Here is a 21,668-nt window from a genome sequence, read left to right as displayed (position 1 = left end):
AACGTTTGCAAAAGGTCGTTGCTCATAGAAAGATCTACTTGATCCTCTTGGTAAATTTTAGAAAATGAATACGTCCTTTGCTTCTTCTACATCTTTGTTATAAAAAGCTTGAATCTACTGTGAATAATTGGTTTCAAACCAAGTCGATGCCTTAATTTAATAGTATTGTTAAGAGGAAATGTTCGAGGATAATTAAATATTTTCTTAAAAAATATAAAGAATAATTGTTCTAATTTAAAATACTTCAAATAAATTTTTCAATCTAAGGTAGATGTGCTATTTTTGCCTATCCACAGTAATAGTGGGTATTTAGCAAAGTCTGTATTTAGAGTAGGTTTTCTACTCATGAAAAGTAAAGTCATATGAAAGAAATTACAAAAGAAGTTTATCTAAAGTGGTATGAAGACATGCTATTTTGGAGAAAGTTTGAAGACAAGCTTGCAGCTTTATATATTCAACAAAAAGTAAGAGGGTTCTTACATTTGTATAATGGGCAAGAAGCGGTTTTGGCTGGAGCTTTACACGCAATGGATTTGTCAAAAGACAAAATGATTACAGCATACAGAAATCACGTACAACCAATCGGATTGGGTGTTGATCCACGAAGAATTATGGCGGAGTTGTTAGGGAAAGGAACAGGTACTTCTCAAGGATTGGGAGGTTCGATGCACATTTTTTCTAAAGAGCACAACTTCTATGGAGGACATGGTATTGTGGGTGGACAAATTCCTCTAGGAGCTGGATTGGCATTTGCAGATAAATATTTTGATAGAAAAGCAGTAACGATGTGTTACTTTGGAGATGGTGCTGCGCGTCAAGGATCATTGCATGAGACTTTCAATATGGCAATGAACTGGAAGTTGCCAGTGGTGTTCATTATTGAAAACAATGGATATGCAATGGGAACATCTGTTGAGCGTACGGCGAATCACTCTGAAATCTGGAAATTAGGATTAGGTTATGAAATGCCAAGTGGTCCTGTTGACGGAATGAATCCTGTAAAAGTTGCCGAAGCAATGTACGAAGCGATCGAAAGAGCGCGTCGTGGTGACGGACCTACTTTATTAGAGATGAAAACGTATAGATATAGAGGGCACTCTATGTCCGATGCACAACACTATCGCACAAAAGAAGAAGTAGAAGAGTACAAAAAAATCGACCCAATTACACAAGTGTTGGATGTGATCAAAGCAAACGGTTACGCTACAGAAAGCGAAATCGAAGCAATGGATCAACGCGTGAAAGATTTAGTGTCTGAATGTGAGAAATTCGCTGAAGAATCTCCGTTCCCAGACCTTAATGTGATGTACGACGTGGTGTACGATCAAGAAAATTACCCTTTTTTACCTCATAGATTATAATAAAATAATATGGCAGAAGTAATTACAATGCCTCGCTTAAGTGACACCATGACAGAAGGTGTTGTTGCGGCTTGGTTAAAGAAAGTTGGAGATAAGGTTTCAGAAGGTGATATCCTTGCTGAGATTGAAACAGACAAAGCAACAATGGAATTTGAATCTTTTTATGAAGGTACATTGTTATACATTGGATTACAAGAAGGAGAAGCTGCTCCAGTTGACTCGCTTCTTGCTATTATTGGAAAAGAAGGTGAAGATATCACTGCACTATTAGGTGGTGGATCAGCTCCTGTTGCTGAAAAAGCAGTGGAAGCAGAAGCGCCTAAAGCAGTTGAAAATACGGCTAGCCCTGCTCCAGCAGCAATTCCTGCGGGAGTAAAAGTAATCACAATGCCCCGTTTAAGTGATACAATGACGGAAGGTACTGTTGCAAGCTGGATAAAAAAGGTAGGTGATAAAGTAGAAGAGGGAGATATCTTAGCAGAGATCGAAACAGATAAAGCAACAATGGAATTTGAAGCTTTTGAAGCAGGAACTCTTTTATATGTAGGAATTCAAGAAGGTGAATCAGCGCCTATTGACAGCGTTTTAGCTATTTTAGGTCCTGCTGGGACGGATGTTACGGCCCTAGTAGAAGGAGCAAAAAATGGTGGAGTTGTCGCAACTCCAGCAGAAACAGCTGCCCCTGTTGAAGCACCAAAAGCTGCTACACCTGCAGCAGAAGTTGTAGCAACGCCTGCGGCATCATCAAATGGAGGACGTGTATTCGTTTCGCCTTTGGCTAAAAAAATTGCTGAAGAGAAAGGAATTAACCTTGCACAAGTAAAAGGAACAGGAGAAAACGGACGCATTATTAAACGCGACGTTGAAAACTTCACTCCAGCTACTGCGCAAGCTCCTGCACAATCAGTTGCCCCAGCTGCTCAAGCAACTGCGCCAGAGGTGAAACCATTTATCCCTGCTGGTGAGGTAAGCTTCGAAGAAGTGAAAAACTCACAAATGCGCAAAACAATTGCTCGTCGTTTAGCCGAATCTAAATTTACAGCTCCTCACTATTACTTAACTATCGAGATCGATATGGATAATGCCATGGCTTCTCGTAAGTTAATCAATGAAATGCCTGATACAAAAGTGTCTTTCAATGATATGGTAGTGAAAGCTTGTGCGATGGCCTTGCGTAAACACCCACAAGTGAATACACAATGGACAGATAACGCAACGATTTTTAATAACCATATCAACATTGGAGTTGCTGTAGCAGTAGAAGATGGTTTAGTGGTACCTGTATTGCCTTTTACAGATCAGATGTCTTTAACACACATTGGAGCAAAAGTAAAAGAATTGGCAGGTAAAGCGAAAACAAAGAAACTGACACCGGCAGAAATGGATGGCAGTACTTTTACAGTTTCTAATTTAGGAATGTTTGGTATTCAATCGTTTACATCAATTATCAATCAACCGAACTCTGCAATTTTATCTGTAGGGGCTATCGTTGAAAAACCAGTAGTTAAAAACGGTCAGATAGTTGTTGGAAATACGATGACTGTTACTTTGGCTTGTGACCATAGAACAGTCGATGGTGCTACCGGAGCGCAATTCTTACAAACGCTGAGAAGTTATATTGAGAACCCAGTTACCATGCTGGCCTAATCAATACATCGGAAATAAATGAAAAGCTTGCAATTTGCAAGCTTTTTTTGTTTTTTTACTATAAACTAATGCAAAAACACTGTAAAATAAGAAGTGTATTTTGTATTTTTGGAGCATGTTAAAAGTGAAGTATATAAGTTTTTTAGGAGCAATTTTTTTGGCTTCTTGTACTGCGACGACGACTATATCGGAACAACGCAAAGAGGAGGTATCCGCTACAAACATAAGCACGACGTTAAACTACTTAGCGTCTGATGAGTTATTGGGCAGAGACTCAGGAAAAGAAGGGAATATCAAAGCGGCAACCTACTTGACAAAAGAGTTGAAAGCATACGGTATTGAACCTTATTTTGAGCGATACGAAGATGAACTGACTAAGGTAGCGAATACGTGGAATGTCGTTGGAGTTATTCCGGGAAAAGACCCTCAGTTGAAAAATGAAATTGTGGTTCTCGGTGCGCATTACGATCACATAGGAATTCAAACGGCCATTGCTGGAGATTCGATTGCTAACGGTGCGAATGACAATGCCTCAGGTGTTAGTATCCTATTGGAATTAGCGCGTAACCTCTCCAAAAAAGACATGAAACGCACCGTGTTAGTGTGCTTTTTTACTGCTGAAGAAGTAGGCCTTTTAGGATCAGAACACTTGGCGAATCGCTTAAAAAGTGAAGAGGCAAACGTTGTGCTTATGCTGAATTTCGAAATGTTAGGTGTGCCGATGACTCGTGAGTATACCACCTTTATTACTGGCTATGACCAAAGCAACCTAGCCGCTAAAATTAATGAAATAGCAGGCGAAAATCTCGCAGGTAGATTTGAAGAAGCAGAAAAAATGCAATTGTTTAAACGCTCAGATAACTACCCGTTTTATTTAGCCTATAAAATACCAAGTCAGACGTTTAGTTCTTCAGATTTTGAAAACTTCAAATATTACCACCACGTCAAGGACGAAGCCCATCTAATGGATATACCTTTTATGACTGAACTTACAGCGAAATTTGTTCCTGTCGTAGAAAAATTGATTAACTTACCCTCTGGTGAAATTAGATTGAAAAACTAATGATGAAACATATTATTGTTACGGGAACAAGCCGCGGTATTGGATTAGAAACAGTGAAAATACTAGCGGAAAAAGGGCATAAAGTTTTAGCCGTTTCTCGAAAAAAAGCTGCTGCATTAGCAGCGATTGAAAATGTAACTTGTTTGGAAATTGATCTGACAGTAGAAGCAGATTTGCAGCAAGTAAGAGACTATGTCGCTACCCAATGGGGGCATGTAGATATTTTGATTAACAATGCCGGTGCTTTAGTGAATAAGCCTTTTGAAGAAATAACACAAGATGAATTCGAGTGGGTTTATAAAGTAAATGTATTTGGACTGGCTCGTTTGGTTCAACTGTGTATTCCCTATTTTGTTGTAAATAGCCATGTGGTGACTATCAGCAGTATGGGAGGTGTGCAAGGGACAATGAAGTTTGGCGGATTAGCTGCCTATAGCTCGAGTAAAGGAGCAGTGATTATTTTGAGCGAACTCCTCGCGGAAGAATACAAGGACAAAGGGATTTCTTTTAATGTAATTGCCTTAGGAGCTGTTCAAACGGAAATGTTAGAAGAAGCCTTTCCGGGTTATCAAGCGCCTTTAATGCCTGAAGAAATTGGGGAATACATTTGTGATTTCGCACTTACGGGAAATAAATATTTTAATGGTAAAGTACTGCAAGCTTCGAGTACCACCCCTTAAAAAAACAATAGATTGATTACGATACTCAAACCCTATTTACCAGAACAAGCTTTAGATGCAGCTTTTGAATTGATTAAACACTACCACATTCACCTGAAAATTGTGAATGAAAGGGTAACAAGACACGGTGACTATACGAGAGGATTGGACGGCAAACACTTGATTACGATCAACTCCAATCTCAATCCTTACCGTTTTTTGATGACGTTAATTCACGAAATTGCACACTTAGTAGCTTTTCAGAAGTATGGAGGAACGATCAAACCGCATGGTGTGGAGTGGAAGCAAACGTTTCGCTTACTCATGTTGCCTTTTTTACGACCAGAGGTCTTTCCAGATCGATTGTTGCCTTTATTGGCCAATCACTTTAGAAATCCCGCTGCAAGTAGTGATACTGATGAGCGCTTGTCTATCGCAATGCGCATGTATGATGCAGTAGAAAAAGGCAGTAACCAGTGTTTTGTATATGAAATACCCTTGGGAAGTCATTTCAAAACGCATAATGGCAAGGTGTTTAAACGAGGTCCTTTACGAGTAAAACGATTTGAGTGTTTAGAAGTAGCAACAGGGCGATTGTTTGTCTTCAAGGCAAACGCCGAAGTTGAAATGATGACACATTATGTTGTAAAACAATAAGAAGAATAGTATGAGTTCGAATTATTATGCTGTTGTAATGGCGGGAGGAGTTGGTTCGCGTTTTTGGCCAGTTAGTACTCCAGAATTCCCCAAACAGTTCCACGATATGTTAGGGTCAGGGGAAACCTTGATCCAGAAAACGTTTATGCGATTGTCTCAGTTAATCCCAAAAGAAAATATTTTGATCTTGACGCATGAGAATTATAAAACAATCGTTCAAGAACAATTGCCAGCTGTAGCATCTACTAATATAATACTAGAACCTGCCATGCGAAATACTGCACCGTGTATTTTGTACGCAGCGATGAAGATAAAAAAGCTCAACCCTGATGCGGTTATGGTAGTTGCACCTAGCGACCATTGGATTGAAGATGAACTTCAATTTGTCTCTAATTTACAACGTACCTTTGATGTGTGCGAAAGAGATCAAGTCTTGATGACCTTGGGTATACTCCCTACTTTTCCCAATACGGGATACGGCTATATTGAATTCAATAAACTAGACTCAAGACCAATTAAAAAAGTAGTTCAATTCAGAGAAAAGCCAGACTACGTCACGGCGAGAAAGTTCATCCAAAGTAGACACTTCTTGTGGAATTCGGGTATTTTTGTGTGGAGTGTTAGTGCGATCTTAGATGCTTTTTCTAATTTTCAGCCCGAAATGAGCGAGCTTTTTGACGCGGGGTATGATTTACTTAATACCGATCAAGAAAAGGCTTTTATAGACGAAAATTACTCCAAGGCAGCAGATATCTCTATCGACTATGCGGTAATGGAAAAAGCGAATAACGTTTACGTTTTGCCAGCGACCTTTGATTGGAATGACCTCGGTACTTGGGGGTCGCTCTACGACAAGCTACCCAAAGATATCTCAGATAACGCAGTCGTTAATGCAGACGTATATTTCAATGATGCTACCAATAACATCGTGAGATCAGATAAAGGAAAACGTGTGATAATTGACGGATTAAGTGATTATATTGTCGTGGATAAAGAAGACATTCTATTGATCTATCCGAAGAAAAAGGAACAAGAAATTAAAACAGTTAGTCAGTATATCGAGGCTAAGAAAACAAAATAGATGAAGAAGTCCTTGTTGTTTAGCAAGGATTTTTTTTTATAAATAGGAATTACATGAGTCAAATCGAACAGTTATTTCACAGTGATTTCAAAGTTATCACAGCTTTAGGAGCAGTGCTGAATTTAGCTTTGATACTAGCCTCTTTGTCTCTCTATGTAATTTGGCATCGGTTGCGAAAGAATAGCGTTGAGGTCAACGACGTTCAACCTATTGTACGATCTGATGTGTGGGCTGTACTCTCGACTTGGGGCTGTAACGTATTGGTTTTTGTCTTGGGTGCTTTTACCTGGAAACAGGGCTATTTGATCGTCGATTTTACCGCACCAAAGTGGGGCGTTGTCCTGATTCAATTGTTAGTTTTGATTCTGATTGTCGATTTCCTGATGTACTGTTTTCACAAACTAGCCCATGCTAAGTTGTTGTATCGCTTTATTCATCAAAAGCACCACGAACATATCGGGGTAAATGCATTGAGTCTTTTTGTGTTGAGCCCGTTTGAAGCTCTTGGATTTGGAGCTATGCTTCTTGTCGTTCTCTATGTATATCCCTTTCACTATGTTGCGGTTGGTATTTATTTGATAATCAACGTGATTTGGGGAACCATAGGTCACTTTAATAAAGTTAGAGCTTTGCGAACTAAAGGCTGGGTGAGTTGGTTGGGAACAGCGAGTTTTCACAATAGACATCACTTAGATCCCCAAACAAATTTCGGTTTTTATACTACCTTATGGGATCGACTCTTTCGTACAAGTAAAATTTAATCTTGTGTGCTTGAACTTAGGCAAAAAAAAACCAGCAGCTCGTAGAACTACTGGTTTAGTTTATCTTAATTGATACGTGTGTATCACTGTTTTTACTATTGTTTTAGCGTTGCCGCTGCTTTTAAAACAGCTTCTCTCAGTCCGTTTTTATAAGCGATCATTTTTTGTTGGAGTTCTTGGTTCTGGCTTCCCAAAATTTGCAAAGCCAATAAACCTGCATTTTTACCTCCATTTAATGCAACGGTTGCAACAGGTACACCACCTGGCATTTGCAAAATAGAAAGTACACTATCCCAACCATCAATTGAATTGCTTGACTTTACTGGTACTCCAATCACGGGAAGGGGAGACATAGACGCTACCATACCCGGTAAGTGTGCGGCTCCGCCTGCGCCTGCGATAATTACTTGAATACCCCTGCTATGTGCATGAGATGAAAACTCAACTAATTTTTCAGGAGTACGGTGTGCAGAAACGATATCTACTTCTACTTCAACGCCAAATTCTTTGATAATATCAATGGCGTCTTGCATGATAGGCATATCTGAGATACTGCCCATTACTACAGCTATTTTCATAATTTATTGACTGATTACTTTGATGGTTTCTTTCACTTGTTGTGCGATTGCTCGCGCTTTGTCCATATCGCTATTCACAATGGTAACATGCCCCATTTTGCGGAAAGGTCTGGTTTCTTGTTTTCCGTAGATGTGAGGGGTAACACCTGCAATAGCAAGAATTTCGTTCATGCCCTCGTAATATACTTGTCCTGTGTATCCTTCAGCACCTACTAGGTTAACCATGACGCCCGCTACTTTGCTGTCTGTATTACCCAATGGTAAATCTAAAATAGCGCGAATATGTTGTTCAAATTGTGAGGTATAGCTTGCTTCTATCGAGTAGTGGCCTGAATTGTGTGGACGTGGTGCTACTTCGTTAACTAGAATTTCGTCTTCTTGCGTTTGAAACATCTCAACCGCCAATAAACCAACATGATTAAATTTTTCAGAGACACTTAGTGCAACTGCTCTTGCTTTGTCCGCTACTTTTTCATCAATGCGCGCTGGGCAAATCACGTATTCCACTTGATTTGCTTCAGGGTGAAACTCCATCTCTACAACGGGAAATGTTTTAATTTCACCAGAGGCTGAACGAGCTACAATAACCGCTAATTCGTTTTTGAAGGCAACCATTGTTTCTGCAATGCACTCCACCTCCGGTAATCCCGCTAGGTCTTCAACCGAACGAACCACTTTTACTCCATTGCCATCATAACCGAATTGAGCCGATTTCCATACAAAAGGAAGGGCAATGCGATTTTCATTGACTGCGACTTGTAGTGCCTCTTTAGTTGCGTAACGTGTATAGGGAGCTGTAGGGATGTTATGAGAAGTATAAAAATCCTTTTGTTTGCCTTTGTGTTGAATCAAACGCAACGTTTCAGGCGCAGGGTATACTTTTATTCCCTCTTGTTGTAATTGATCTAAGGCATCCAAATTAACACCTTCAATTTCAATGGTCAAAACATCTACCTTTTTTCCAAAGCGATATACCGTTTCATAGTCCATTAAATCCCCTTGAAAAAATTGATGTGCACCATATTGTGCTGGCGCCTCTTTACTTGGATCCAAGATAAAAGTAGCAATGTCAAACTTGCGGGTGTCGTACAAAAGCATTTTTCCCAGTTGTCCACCACCTAATATTCCCAAGCGAAAATCAGTTGAATAATAATTCATTGTGTTGTTGTAATTGTGTTTGTGCAAAGATATACTAATTCAAATGGTGTACATATAGTCCCAACAAAAAAAGTCAGTAAACAACCCCTAAAGAATTAAAATAACCGCTTGATCGATGCATAGCGGGAATAGGTAAGTAGTATCTAATATCTGGTTTTATTGAACTTTATTAGGGTGGGGGAGATACAAACCGAGATAATAGAAAAATAGTAGTGTGAAAAAAAACTTAAAATACCGCTTGGTTAGTTAAAAAATTAACTTATATTTGAAACAATATAATTAAGGTATATTGTATTAAAAAATAATATATGCCCTTGATCTGGTGTATAAAAAGTAATCTTAACAATAAAACTTATTAGCTTTGGTTTTAGAGTTAGATTGAATTAGTTTGTTTTAGACGTAGCGTTTGTAGAAAGCGCTACGTTTTTTTTTAGGTACTATCCTTACATAGTACTAAAGCTCTTCCCTAGTTATGCCAAGGAAAAAAAAATGCGGTATTTGCGAGAGGGAATCTTACTGCTGTTAATGATTGGAAAACCGAAGAAGAGGGAAAATATTTATTTCTAGCTTGTTTTCTTTGTTCAGATTTGCCCCTAACTATTGGTTAACATACCGTCTTGGGAGCTGTTATTCAAAGTAATTTTTCGAATTTCACTATGAATTTGTTTGGAATTCATTACCTAAGGTGTATAAATGTGGTGTATCTTTTTTGTATATTTGCAAATTATCAATTCAATTGTTTATGGAAATCCAAGTTTTAGACAAGACTTTTGTTCCTTTCATTTCTGAAAAACAAATTCAAGAGAGACTCAAAGAGATCGCAAGTGAAATACTGCAAGACATGAATGGAGAAACGCCAGTTTTTATTGGTGTTTTGAATGGATCTTTTATGGTTGTTTCCGATTTAGTGAAGCACTATAAAGGCGAGTGTGAAATGAGTTTTGTCAAGATGGCTTCATATATTGGAACCCAATCGACAAATCAAGTCAATCAGTTATTAGGACTGGACATTGACGTAACTGATCGCCGTGTAATTATCATTGAAGATATTGTAGATACTGGAAATACGTTGGTAGCCTTGAAAAAGCTTTTCGAACAACAACGTCCAAAAGAATTGAAAATCTGTACCTTGTGTTTAAAACCAGAAGCCTATACCAAAGATATTAAATTGGACTACGTCGCTTTTGAAATTGAGAACAAATTTATCGTAGGATACGGTATGGATTATGACAAGCATGGAAGAAATATCCCGGCTATCTATCAGATAAAAGAATAATAAACAGTAACAGCATAAATAAAGTATAGTAGCATGATTGCAATAGTTTTATTTGGAAAACCTGGTGCAGGTAAAGGTACTCAGGCAGAATTTCTAAAAGGAAAATACAATTTAACTCATATTTCTACTGGAGATGTATTTCGTTATAACTTAAAAAACGGAACAGAATTAGGAAGACAGGCCAAGGTCTTTATGGATAGAGCAGAATTAGTCCCAGATTCTATTACAATTGATATGCTTGCAGATGAGGTAGAGAAAAACATGGATAAAGCAGGGTTTTTATTTGATGGATTTCCGCGTACCATTCAACAAGCAGAAGCTTTAGAAGCTTTATTAAAAGAAAAAAACATTCGTTTTGTAGGAACAATTGGTTTAGAAGCTGATGACGATGTTTTGGTACAACGTATCCTCGAGCGCGGAAAAACAAGTGGAAGAGCAGACGATCAAGATGAGAAAATCATCAGAAGTCGCTATGAAGAATACAATGAAAAAACTGCGCCATTAATTGAGTACTATACGGCAAAAAACTGTTACAATTCCGTAGATGGAATTGGTAGCGTTGAAGAAATTACAACGCGATTAAGCGCTGTGATTGACCGCTTGATCTAATCGATCTTTTGCAAACGAAAGACAAATACAAAGACAAGGTAATAAAATAAAAGATGACTGAAGGGAATTTTGTAGACTACGTAAAAATTTATGTAGCCTCAGGAAAAGGTGGAAGAGGTTCTACGCATTTGCACCGAGAAAAATTTATTGAAAAAGGAGGTCCTGACGGTGGAGATGGTGGACGAGGAGGTCATGTCTATATTGTCGGAAATGAAGGGCTATGGACATTGTACCATTTAAAATTCATGCGCCACATTAAAGCGGGACACGGAGGAGATGGAGGAAGTTCAAGAAGTACAGGAGCAGACGGAGAAGATAAAGTTATCGAAGTGCCTTTGGGTACTGTTGTAAAAGACAAAGAAACAGGAGAAGTTCTCTTTGAGATTACCGAACACAATGAGAAGCGCATTTTAGGAAAAGGGGGTAAAGGAGGGTTAGGTAACTGGCACTTTAGAACGTCTACAAATCAAACGCCTCGTTATGCTCAACCAGGGATGCCTGGCCAAGAACTAGACATTATCCTCGAGTTAAAAGTGTTGGCAGATGTAGGGTTAGTAGGTTTTCCCAATGCAGGAAAATCAACCTTGTTGTCTGTCTTAACTTCAGCTAAACCCAAAATTGCAGATTATCCGTTTACAACTTTGAAACCCAATTTGGGAATCGTCGCTTACCGCGATTTTAAATCGTTCGTAATCGCTGATATTCCTGGAATTATTGAAGGTGCAGCAGAAGGAAAAGGCTTAGGTCACTATTTCTTGCGCCACATTGAGCGAAACTCAACCCTTCTTTTTATGGTTCCTGCTGATGCAGAAGATATCCAAAAAGAATATGAGATTTTGCTAGATGAACTCAGAAGATACAATCCTGAAATGCTCGATAAAGACCGCCTTTTGGTGATTACTAAATCTGATATGCTCGACGAAGAGCTAAAAGCAGAGATGAAAGAAGAACTCGATCAAACTTTACAAGGCGTGCCCTATATGTTTATATCGGCAGTTGCTAATCAAGGTTTGCAAGAATTAAAAGATAGATTGTGGCAAATGTTAACTAACTAAGCCTGTAAAGCGAGATTTTTCAATCTCGCTTTTTTTATGGATATACCTGCTTTTAAATGGTTATAGTTTTGTTAAATAAAGACGCATTTCTTGGCTTTTTCTAGTTTTTTTTTGATTTTTTTATATATTTACCCTCAGTTGAAATATTCGGAAAAAGAGAAATAAAGCTCATTTATGCTATTAATTATTTTACTCACTTTTGTACTAGCTTTTAGTACACTTTTCCTGAAGGGTTTAGGACGTTCTAAGTTTACAGGATTATTAACTTTACTACCGTTCGGTCTTTTTATCTATTTCCTATCCTTTATACCACAAATAAAGTCTGGAAAGGAAATAGTAATGTTTAGAAATGAATGGGTACCCTCTTTGGGTATTGCTTTTGACTTCAAGCTAGATGGATTAGCTTTGTTGTTCGCCCTCTTGATTACAGGAATTGGAACACTCGTCTATTGGTATGCCTCATACTATCTAAAAGGACATGTTTATATTCACCGGTTTTTTTCGTTTCTCGGACTTTTTATGGCTGCCATGTTAGGGGTTGTACTGTCAGATAACTTAATTACCTTATTTGTATTTTGGGAATTGACCAGTATTACTTCCTTTTTCCTGATCGGATTTAATAACGAAGAGGAAGACTCGCGAAAAAGTGCACTTTGGGCACTCGGAATTACAGGTCTCGGTGGGTTTTTCTTGCTTTCTTTTGCCGCAGTAGTCGGCAGTATTGCAGGAACCTATTCCATTCACGAATTACTGACACAATCGCAATTCTTAAAAGAACACAGCTCTTATGGCATTTTGTTGTTCTTCTTGTTCATGGGAGCTTTTACAAAATCTGCCCAATTTCCTTTCCACTTTTGGCTGCCCGGTGCCATGAAAGCCCCAACACCTGTGTCGGCTTACTTGCACTCTGCAACTATGGTGAAAGCAGGAATATATCTTTTAGCGCGTTTTACGCCTGTTTTAGGGGATCACCTGTATTGGAATACCACTTTACAGTTAATAGGCGGTATAACGATGTTATTTGGCGCAATACACTCAGTCTTCCGCAAGGATATGAAGGGAATATTAGCTTATACAACTATCTCTGCCCTGGGAATGATCGTTTTTCTACTTGGAGTAGGATCAGAAAATGCTATTTATGCCGCTGCGATTTTTATTTTAGTACACGCTTTGTACAAAGCTACACTTTTCTTAGTTACTGGAACCGTCGACCATCAAACACATACCCGTGATATCAATCAATTGGGAGGATTGTACAAAGCAATGCCAGCACTAGCTACTGCCGCTTTGATCGCTGCACTATCAAGTGCAGGAATTCCCCTCACATTTGGTTTTATAGGGAAGGAAGTTATTTACGACGCCACGTTTAATTATCCCATTAATCCTTGGGCCTTGGCGTTTACCATTGCCGCAGTGGTGACCAATGTATTCCTGACGGCTTCGGGATTCCTCGTGGGAATCAAACCATTCTTCGGCAAAGTGAAAGAAGATTGCCAAGAGGTGCCTAAACCATCTATTCAAATGTGGCTGCCCCCTTTGGTTCTGGCTGCATTGAGTTTGATTTTTGGACTTCTCCCTCAATTCGTCAACGTGGAAATCCTCGGATCTGTTGTACGTGCTATCGGTGGAAAACCTATTGAAATGGAATTGGCTATATGGCACGGCTTTAATGAGATTGTAGCCCTGAGTGGAGCAACTATCATTGGAGGTACAGCCCTGTATTTTGCCTTTAAGGGATACAAAAACTCCCTAGACGTTATGTCGCGCTTTTGCAACGTTTCGCCTCAACATATTTTCGGTTACGCCATCGAGAAGTTTAGGCTTTTTGCCTATGCTTATACTCGCTTGTTCCAAAGTGGCTACCTCCGCTTGTATTTGATGGTGATAATCGTTTTCTTCATCGGACTTGTCGGGTATAAATTATTCGCCGATGTGCCGTTGCGCGTGAATACCGAAGGATTATCTGAGTTTAGAGTGTACGAATTAGTCGTATTTTTAATTACGGTAATAGCTATTTTCTTTGCCATCAATACGCCTTCGCGTTTGTCTGCTATCGCAGCAACGGGAGTTGTGGGCTACTGTATCTGTTTGATCTTCGTTTTCTACGGTGCACCTGATTTAGCCATGACACAATTTGCAATTGATACCCTAACGGTGGTGCTCTTTGTATTGGTTTTGTTTAAACTACCCGGTTTCCTCAAACTCAGTAACCGAAAAATACAAGTGAGAGATGCTGTCGTATCTATCGCATTTGGCGCTTTAATATCGTTGATTACCCTCCAAGCCCTAGTGTCTCCAGCAGATAAAGAAATTAGTCGATACTACGCTGAAAATGCCTATGTGCTAGCAAAAGGTAAAAACGTGGTAAACGTGATTCTCGTTGATTTTAGAGGATTTGATACATTAATTGAGACCATCGTACTCTCCATCGCTGCATTAGGTGTATATGGTCTACTAAAATACGGAAAGAAAGATGAAGAAATCTCCGAATAAGAATCAAGTATTGGATTCAACAATCCTGCGAACGGCAACGAATTATTTATTGCCTTTGCTGATTTTGTTCTCTTTGTTTGTATTATTACGAGGACATTATCTCTCAGGAGGTGGCTTTGTCGGCGGATTAATCGCTTCCATTGCCTTTGTGTTACACTCCTTCGCCTATAGTACAAAACAAACCTTAGCGCTGTTTCAGTTCTCACCAATGCGTTTGATCGGGCTGGGGTTGTCGATTTCAATTATCAGTGCACTTGTCCCTGTTTTTGTGGGATTACCCGTGATGACAGGTGTTTGGTTCGCCGAATCTGTAGCCGTTATCGGAGCCGTAGGAACTGCCCTATTTTTTGATATTGGCGTGTATTTGGTTGTAATTGGCGTGGTATTGACCATCCTCTTTACAATCGCAGAAAATGTTTAATGATTAAAGATACCTATACATGGAATTATTACTAGTCGCTTTAGTAGGGATATTGTATTCAGCCGGTATTTATCTCATGTTTCGACGAAGCATGGTTAAATTGCTCTTAGGATTGATGATGCTGGGAAATGGAGCGAATATCCTTATCTTTTTAATGGGGGAACTAACCAAAGGAAAAGCACCTATAATCGATGAAGAACACACCCAGTTTTTTGATGCTTATGCTGATCCAGTGCCCCAAGCACTTATCTTAACGGCAATCGTAATCAGTTTTGGCTTAACTGCTTTCGCCATTGTTTTACTGAATAAAGTGTACAGTACTACTGGAACAGACGACTTAGATTCCCTTAATATTCAAGATTTAGATATATGATTTCAAACTTCATATTAGCGCCCATATTTGCTCATATGTTTACAGCGGTTGTGTTGTTGATTTTTTGGAAAAACGTCAAAATTCAAAAAATAATAAGCATCGTTGGAAATAGTATTGCGTTTCTCCTGTGTTGGAATTTGTTTACAGCCACTTGGGAGCACAGCGCTATTACCTTACAACTCGGAAGCTGGAAAGCGCCTTTTGGAATAACATTCGTAGCTGATACGTTAAGTGCCGTTATGGTTTTATTAACCGCAACAGTCGCTTTGGCCGTAGGGATCTATTCTACGTCCGCTATTAATATCAGCCGTATAAAATACGGTTACTTCATCATCTTTCACTTCCTCATCATGGGATTGTTAGGTGCCTTCTTAACTGGAGATATCTTCAACTTATATGTGTGGTTCGAGGTGGTGATTATCTCTTCCTTTGTTTTGCTAACCCTAGGGGGAAAGAAGAGACAAATGGAATCCGCAGTCAAGTACGTTACAATGAATATGTTGGCCTCAACCATTTTTTTAACAGCCATCGGAATCCTTTACGGAATTACTGGAAGCTTAAACATAGCCGATCTTGCACATCAAGTAGCAATTGTAGAAAATCGCGGACTTGTAACTGTCACAGCCTTGTTGTTCTTCGTTGGATTTGGAATCAAATCTGCTGTATTCCCGATGTATTTCTGGTTGCCTTCCTCTTATCATACGCCACCTTCAGCTATTGGGGCTATTTTTGGCGGATTACTTACCAAGATGGGAGTGTACTCCATGTTTCGCGTGTTTACTATTGTCTTCCAACCCGATGACTTTCTCCTTGGTGTATTTGTTGTCATTGCCATCCTAACAATGATCAGCGGTGCCCTCGGCGCAATCAATAAGCGAAATATTCGACGTATTCTTTCTTACTTTATTGTCTGTCATATCGGATACCTCATTGCTGGTTTTGGTTTGTATACCGAATTAGCCTTCGTAGGGGTGATCTTCTACCTGATTCACGATGTAATTGTCAAGAGTAATTTGTTTATGATGAGTGGGTTAATTCAAAAGATTAGAGAAACTCAAGACATCAACCGCTTAGGAGGATTGTATAAAGATTATCCGAAATTGTCGATTCTCTTTGCCGTGATCTTGTTCTCACTGGTAGGAATCCCTCCTTTATCAGGATTCTGGCCCAAAATCATGCTCTTTCAAGAAGCCTTTCGATTGGAACAATATGTCTTGCTAGGGACATTGATTTTTGCGAGCTTTATAACCTTGTTTATCGTAGCCCGTATTTGGTCCGAAGTGTTTTGGAAGGATTTACCCAAACCCAATAGCGAAGAAATTGACCACTTTGCCCCTTTTGTGAGCTCTGGGAAAGTAGCCCTGATCTTACCAGTAGCCGCTTTAGCTGCAGTGTCTTTGTTTATCGGGTTTAATGCGCCTTTAATTTTCGAAGTATCTGAACGTGTTGCCCACGAGATGATGAATCCTTCGATTTATATAGAATCAGTTTTACAAGGGATAAAATAACGAAAACATGCTAAAATACTTTTTACTTAATATCCTGTTGACGTTTGTTTGGGTGGCCCTAACCGGACAGCTAAATTATGCCAATTTCTTTTTTGGAGGTGTAGCTGGGTTTTTTATCCTCTGGATGTTGACCAAAACCTCCTCCAATAAGGCCGATAAAGAATACTTTTATCGCGTACCCAAAATTATTGTTTTTGCCTTCTATTTCTTCGTGGATATGTTGCAAGCCAACTTACAAGTGGCAATTGATGTGATCACACCCAATTACCACACCACCCCAGGAATTATAAAATACGAAATCGATGCAAAAACAGATTTTGAAATTACCATGTTAGCCAATATTATTGCCCTAACTCCAGGAACCATGGTAATCGATATTGCTGATGATAAAAGCCATATCTTTATTCATACCATGTATTTGAAAGATAAAGATAAATTTATCCAACGCATGAAAGAAAGAACAGAAATGAAACTCTTAGCTATTTTACGATGACAGTAGAAACTTATTTGATATACGTAGTGATGCCCATCATCTGCCTGTCCTTGATTCTGATCTTTATTAGATTCTTAAAAGGACCTGCTGTAGTTGATCGTGTAGTGGCTATTGATTTACTGATAACCGTAGGTGTTGGATTTATTGGACTGTTTAGTTTGATCGCCAATAACCCTATATTTTTAGATGTTGCTGTGATTATGGCGCTGATCGCCTTCTTGAGTACAGTAGCCTTTTCGTTTTACCTTGATAAAAGAGAAAGAGATGACTGATATACTAATCATGATATTGAGTACATTAGGTGCTATTTTTATCCTAATTGCCTCCATCGGTATTTTTCGAATGCCCGATTTCTATACCCGACTTTCCATCACCATTAAAGCAGCAACCCTGGGGATCGGTTGTATTCTAGGGGCAGCGGCAATTCACTTCTCCGAGTTTTCAATTACGACCAAAGTATTTGCCATTGTGTTTTTCTTGTTCATCACTTCCCCAGTCGCCGCATTCTTAATCGCTAGAACTGCTTATATGACCGGAATAAAATTGTGGAATCGCTCCGTAATTGACGAATTGAAAGACCGATATGGTTTCGATAACCCCAAAGAACACGAAGGGAAAAACATTCATCCCAAGACAAATAACAATAAAATTGATGAGGATAAGGATTAATTATTTTGTTTATTAAACTATCTTCGCACAACTAAGTAACATACTAATATAATTATGAAAAAAATCGTTCTATTACTGACCGCTTTTTTACTTGTAGCGCCGATCAAAGTTAAGGCAGACGAGGGAATGTGGTTTTTAATGTTCCTTGAGCGTTTGAACCAACGCGATATGGAAAAAATGGGATTACAGCTTACAGCTGAAGAAATTTACAGCATCAATAACCACTCGCTGAAAGATGCAATTGTTCAGTTTGATGGTGGATGTACAGCTGAGATCATTTCAGATCAAGGATTAGTTTTAACTAACCACCACTGCGGATACGATAAGATAGCGAGCTTATCAACACCAGAAGATGATATTTTAACCAATGGATTTTGGGCTAAAGACAAAGCAGCAGAACGCCCTGCAAAAGGATTATCTGTACGTTTCTTCGTGCGCATGGATGACGTTACAAAACGTATCTTGAGCGTGATAAATGATAAAATGTCTGAAGCTGATAGAGAAAAAGCAATCAACCAAGAGATTGCTAAAATTCAAAAAGAAAACGACGGTGATGGTAGATATACTGTATCTGTAAAGTCATTCTTTCAAGGTAATGAGTTTTACTACTTCGTTTATGAAGACTTTAACGACGTTCGTTTAGTAGGTACCCCACCAAATAGCATTGGTAAATTCGGTGGAGATACTGACAACTGGGAATGGCCACGCCACACAGGAGATTTTTCTTTGTTCCGCGTATATACAGATGCAAAGGGAAACCCTGCTGAATATGCTGCTGATAACGTTCCAATGAAACCAAAACACGTATTACCTGTTTCGATTGCGGGAATCAAAGAAGGTGACTTCTCTATGATTTTGGGATACCCAGGTAGAACAAACCGTTGGATGCCTGCACAAGGAGTTGAACAAAATATTAAATACGCTTATCCAGCTTGGGTTGAAGGTTCAAGATTGGGAATGGACGTAATGAAAAAATACATGGGACAAGATGACGCTGTGCGTCTGAACTATGCCTCTAAATATGCAGGTGTTGCAAACTACTGGAAAAACAGACAAGGGATGATTGATGCATTAAATCAACACCAAACGGTTGCAACAAAAACCAAAGCAGAAAACGAGTTCCAAAAATGGGCAAATAAAAAAGAAAATAAAGCAAAATACGGTAACGTAATCGCTGATATTAACGCTTTCTATCAAGCAACTAACACAAAGGCACGTCACGATAATTACTTGATGACCTTATTGCGTACTTCAGCTTTAGCTGCTACACCATACCGCTTGTCAGGTGGATTAGAAGCTTATGCTGCTGGTGATGATAAGAAAAGAGCTGAAATGCATGATGATTTTATCGCTTATATAGAGGATATCTATGAAGGACAAAACGAGGCTTTAGAAAAAGAAATGTTGGCGAAACAATTAGAATTGTATGCTACAAAATCGGAGGGTTATGCAATCGCGCCTTATATCGCTCAAATCCAAAAAGAGTATAACGGTGATTTCCAAAAATTCGTAAACGAAGCTTTTGAAAAAAGTGTTTTTGTAAACAAATCGAAAATTGAAGCTTTCTTAGCGAACCCAACAAATACAACTATTGCAAACGATCCACTATTGAAACTTTCGGTTGCAATTATGGAACAATACCGCGCAAAAAGTGACGAGTTAGCTCTATTAGAAGACAAATACCAAAAAGCTTATCGCTTGTTCGTTGACGGTGTTAGAAAAAGTAACCCAGAAGGAAAATACTATCCAGATGCAAACTCTACTTTACGCCTAACTTATGGTACAGTAAAAGACTTGCCAAGAGGAGAAAAAGTAAATGATGCAAAAGAAAACTGGTACACTACGCTAAAAGGGACTGTGGCAAAACACATTCCTGGAGATGAAGAGTTTGACGTTCCACAAAAATTAATCGACTTGTATAATGCAAAAGATTACGGAGTGTATGCTGATAAACAAAGTCACTTACCTGTAAACTTCTTAACAAACCACGATATTACAGGAGGTAACTCAGGTTCACCTGTATTGAATGGAAAAGGAGAGTTGATTGGTTTGGCTTTTGATGGTAACATTGAAGCAATGGCTGGAGACGTAATCTATGATCCAGAATTACAACGCACAATCAACGTGGATATCCGTTATGTACTATTCATCATCGACAAATTTGCTGATGCAAAACACATTGTGGATGAAATGAATGTTGTAAAATAACTGAACACATCAATATAGGCTTTCTGAAAAGCCTAACAACATAGAACCCCATCTAATTTTAGATGGGGTTTTTTTGTGCTGTACTGTCTCGTCCTGATTACTATTTTTAACAATCGTTCTTTGTTATTCACAAACTACACACCTACATCATTCAAAATTAACCTGCAATACTCCCTTCCTTGTTTTTCCATTATTTGCAAAACAAGAGCACAACCAAACAATACAAAAAGCTGTTATTTAGTTGTTTGTGTTGTTTGGTTTTACTCTTGTTCGGGTCTTCTTCGATAGACATGCGTATTTACTTGGGATAAACCCCGATTTACCGAAGCTGACTCGAACAAGACTCGAACAAGACTCGAACAAGACTCGAACAAGACTCGAACAAAATCCAACCTCTTTCCGTTTTACTGCAAGAAACTACCCCTTCTTTTTCGTCTAAATTCATCTAAATACAAAGCTCTTTGTCCGATGGTGCAGATTTGTTGCCCGGGCCTTCATCTATCCGTCTAACTGTTGTTAGGGGTATGAAATAGGTACTATGAATATCCGTTGCTTTGTATTTTGTTGAGCTTGTTCTATAGATTGAAACAACTATTTTTACCTCAGGATTAAAAATCCGCACAATCGGGATAGACAATGAAAAAACCCCGTCTAAAAAAGAAGGGGTTTTGTTTTTAGGCCTTTTGGACAGCCTCTTTTATGTTTTTTAAATAATTCCCAATAAGGGGATAAATGCGTATAAAAAGAAAATAGATAACAAGGGGAGATCGACATATAATAGTCCCTTTTTATAATAAGATACAGGAAGTAGAACTAATAGTCCCCTACTTATACTTACATAAATAAAAAAGAGAAAAATCGAATAGCTATAAGGGTTGATTAAGTCTTTTTTTCCTTGTATTAACGCCATAAAATCTCGTGTTAGGCCTCTGCTTCTACATAAGGTTTCAGGGAGTCCCTCACAGGAAGAACGAATACTGAAAGCGGTTGAGGTAGCTGTAGTAAGCCAGAAAATATACCCCCATAGACAGAGCATTAAAACAAAAAAAATACAGTTAATTATCTTATAGTTGTTCACCCTTATTCTGCTACTTGCTCGTCTAAATAGTATACCTCACCTTGCCCTTGAAGTGAATCTTCTGCTTCGTTATATTCCTCCTCGTAATAAGGGGTATAATCGTCTTGATTAAGGCTTTCAATCTCATTCTGTATGTCGTTGAGATCATTAATTACAGCATTGGCAGCAGTAGCAAAGAATGCTCCCCAAGCGAGTATAATAATAAAACTGATGCCTCCAAGCACAAGCCCAGCTATTCCTAACCCTTTTGCTTCGTTGTGCTTCTTAGCACTGGAGATAGTTAAGATCCCCAATACAATGGCGACAACTGAAACAATAAGCGCTATAAGTCCAAAACACGGAATAAAAGAAGAAGGTAAAGCAATGATCCCTGCTACAAGAGCTAAAATACCCAATACTTGCGTGTTGCTCTCACTTTTTTGTGGCGGTACTGGTGGTGGATTGTAATTGTTCATAGGGTGATTTTTATATAAATTTTAGCAAAAATACGATATATTTTGTCTCAATTCTTTGGTGAAAA

Annotated in this window: 22 protein-coding genes; 18 read left to right on the top strand and 4 right to left on the bottom strand. The window is 38.7% G+C overall.

What is annotated here, in order from left to right; all coding sequences use genetic code 11:
* Window positions 1–362: 362 nt before the first annotated feature.
* From pdhA to HX062_RS08470, 7 genes are all read left to right on the top strand, one after another.
* A complete protein-coding gene (gene pdhA, locus HX062_RS08500) occupies window positions 363–1,361 on the top strand; it encodes a pyruvate dehydrogenase (acetyl-transferring) E1 component subunit alpha (RefSeq protein ID WP_182626770.1) in 999 nt (332 codons plus the stop codon).
* 9 nt (window positions 1,362–1,370) lie between these two features.
* Window positions 1,371–3,008: a pyruvate dehydrogenase complex dihydrolipoamide acetyltransferase gene (locus HX062_RS08495; RefSeq protein WP_182626769.1), complete on the top strand. Its 1,638-nt coding sequence runs from the start codon at window positions 1,371–1,373 to the stop codon at window positions 3,006–3,008.
* Between the two features lie 115 nt (window positions 3,009–3,123).
* On the top strand, window positions 3,124–4,071 hold the full coding sequence (locus tag HX062_RS08490) for a M28 family metallopeptidase (protein ID WP_286467103.1): 948 nt from the start codon (window positions 3,124–3,126) through the stop codon (window positions 4,069–4,071).
* A gap of 2 nt (window positions 4,072–4,073) precedes the next feature.
* Complete coding sequence (locus HX062_RS08485; protein WP_286467140.1) at window positions 4,074–4,751, top strand: SDR family NAD(P)-dependent oxidoreductase; 678 nt, start codon at window positions 4,074–4,076, stop codon at window positions 4,749–4,751.
* Between the two features lie 12 nt (window positions 4,752–4,763).
* The gene (locus HX062_RS08480; protein WP_286467102.1) at window positions 4,764–5,387 is read left to right on the top strand and encodes a SprT-like domain-containing protein; all 624 of its coding nucleotides are present in this window, start codon (window positions 4,764–4,766) and stop codon (window positions 5,385–5,387) included.
* A gap of 10 nt (window positions 5,388–5,397) precedes the next feature.
* Window positions 5,398–6,468, top strand: coding sequence for a mannose-1-phosphate guanylyltransferase (locus tag HX062_RS08475; RefSeq protein ID WP_182626766.1), 1,071 nt, complete (start codon window positions 5,398–5,400; stop codon window positions 6,466–6,468).
* 53 nt (window positions 6,469–6,521) lie between these two features.
* Window positions 6,522–7,229, top strand: coding sequence for a sterol desaturase family protein (locus HX062_RS08470; protein WP_182626765.1), 708 nt, complete (start codon window positions 6,522–6,524; stop codon window positions 7,227–7,229).
* A gap of 95 nt (window positions 7,230–7,324) precedes the next feature.
* Here the strand turns inward: HX062_RS08470 and purE are convergent, their stop codons facing one another.
* A complete protein-coding gene (gene purE / locus HX062_RS08465; protein ID WP_182626764.1) occupies window positions 7,325–7,807 on the bottom strand; it encodes a 5-(carboxyamino)imidazole ribonucleotide mutase in 483 nt (160 codons plus the stop codon).
* Between the two features lie 3 nt (window positions 7,808–7,810).
* Entirely contained in the window at window positions 7,811–8,965 is a 1,155-nt protein-coding gene (locus HX062_RS08460) for a 5-(carboxyamino)imidazole ribonucleotide synthase (protein WP_286467101.1), read from the bottom strand.
* 742 nt (window positions 8,966–9,707) lie between these two features.
* On the opposite strand from HX062_RS08460, the gene hpt reads away from it, so the two are divergent.
* The 11 genes from hpt (at window position 9,708) to HX062_RS08405 (ending at window position 20,070) form a co-directional block, all read left to right on the top strand.
* Complete coding sequence (hpt, locus tag HX062_RS08455; protein WP_255492397.1) at window positions 9,708–10,241, top strand: hypoxanthine phosphoribosyltransferase; 534 nt, start codon at window positions 9,708–9,710, stop codon at window positions 10,239–10,241.
* Window positions 10,242–10,274: 33 nt separating this feature from the next.
* Complete coding sequence (locus HX062_RS08450; protein ID WP_255492396.1) at window positions 10,275–10,850, top strand: adenylate kinase; 576 nt, start codon at window positions 10,275–10,277, stop codon at window positions 10,848–10,850.
* 53 nt (window positions 10,851–10,903) lie between these two features.
* A complete protein-coding gene (gene obgE, locus HX062_RS08445) occupies window positions 10,904–11,905 on the top strand; it encodes a GTPase ObgE (RefSeq protein ID WP_182626762.1) in 1,002 nt (333 codons plus the stop codon).
* 174 nt (window positions 11,906–12,079) lie between these two features.
* A complete protein-coding gene (locus HX062_RS08440) occupies window positions 12,080–14,398 on the top strand; it encodes a putative monovalent cation/H+ antiporter subunit A (RefSeq protein ID WP_286467100.1) in 2,319 nt (772 codons plus the stop codon).
* Complete coding sequence (locus HX062_RS08435) at window positions 14,379–14,819, top strand: Na+/H+ antiporter subunit B (protein ID WP_182626760.1); 441 nt, start codon at window positions 14,379–14,381, stop codon at window positions 14,817–14,819. The genes HX062_RS08440 and HX062_RS08435 overlap by 20 nt, the downstream gene beginning before the upstream one ends.
* Window positions 14,820–14,838: 19 nt before the next feature.
* The gene (locus HX062_RS08430; protein ID WP_182626759.1) at window positions 14,839–15,192 is read left to right on the top strand and encodes a Na+/H+ antiporter subunit C; all 354 of its coding nucleotides are present in this window, start codon (window positions 14,839–14,841) and stop codon (window positions 15,190–15,192) included.
* Complete coding sequence (locus HX062_RS08425; RefSeq protein WP_182626758.1) at window positions 15,189–16,700, top strand: proton-conducting transporter transmembrane domain-containing protein; 1,512 nt, start codon at window positions 15,189–15,191, stop codon at window positions 16,698–16,700. The genes HX062_RS08430 and HX062_RS08425 overlap by 4 nt, the downstream gene beginning before the upstream one ends.
* Window positions 16,701–16,707: 7 nt before the next feature.
* Complete coding sequence (locus HX062_RS08420) at window positions 16,708–17,193, top strand: Na+/H+ antiporter subunit E (protein ID WP_182626757.1); 486 nt, start codon at window positions 16,708–16,710, stop codon at window positions 17,191–17,193.
* Window positions 17,190–17,465, top strand: coding sequence for a monovalent cation/H+ antiporter complex subunit F (locus tag HX062_RS08415; RefSeq protein WP_182626756.1), 276 nt, complete (start codon window positions 17,190–17,192; stop codon window positions 17,463–17,465). The genes HX062_RS08420 and HX062_RS08415 overlap by 4 nt, the downstream gene beginning before the upstream one ends.
* Window positions 17,458–17,862 (top strand): monovalent cation/H(+) antiporter subunit G, encoded by a 405-nt coding sequence (mnhG, locus tag HX062_RS08410; protein ID WP_182626755.1) that lies wholly within the window; start codon window positions 17,458–17,460, stop codon window positions 17,860–17,862. The genes HX062_RS08415 and mnhG overlap by 8 nt, the downstream gene beginning before the upstream one ends.
* Window positions 17,863–17,916: 54 nt before the next feature.
* Complete coding sequence (locus tag HX062_RS08405) at window positions 17,917–20,070, top strand: S46 family peptidase (protein WP_286467098.1); 2,154 nt, start codon at window positions 17,917–17,919, stop codon at window positions 20,068–20,070.
* Window positions 20,071–20,776: 706 nt separating this feature from the next.
* Here the strand turns inward: HX062_RS08405 and HX062_RS08400 are convergent.
* Together HX062_RS08400 and HX062_RS08395 are read right to left on the bottom strand one after the other, a co-directional pair.
* The gene (locus tag HX062_RS08400) at window positions 20,777–20,980 is read right to left on the bottom strand and encodes a hypothetical protein (RefSeq protein WP_286467097.1); all 204 of its coding nucleotides are present in this window, start codon (window positions 20,978–20,980) and stop codon (window positions 20,777–20,779) included.
* A 170-nt stretch (window positions 20,981–21,150) separates the two neighbouring features.
* A complete protein-coding gene (locus tag HX062_RS08395) occupies window positions 21,151–21,603 on the bottom strand; it encodes a DUF4190 domain-containing protein (RefSeq protein WP_182626753.1) in 453 nt (150 codons plus the stop codon).
* Between the last annotated feature and the right edge of the window lie 65 nt (window positions 21,604–21,668).

This window comes from Myroides sp. DF42-4-2, from assembly GCF_030326445.1.
Lineage (GTDB): Bacteria > Bacteroidota > Bacteroidia > Flavobacteriales > Flavobacteriaceae > Flavobacterium.
Note: the sequence above shows the minus strand (reverse complement) of the source record. Positions and strands in the feature narration are given on the sequence as shown.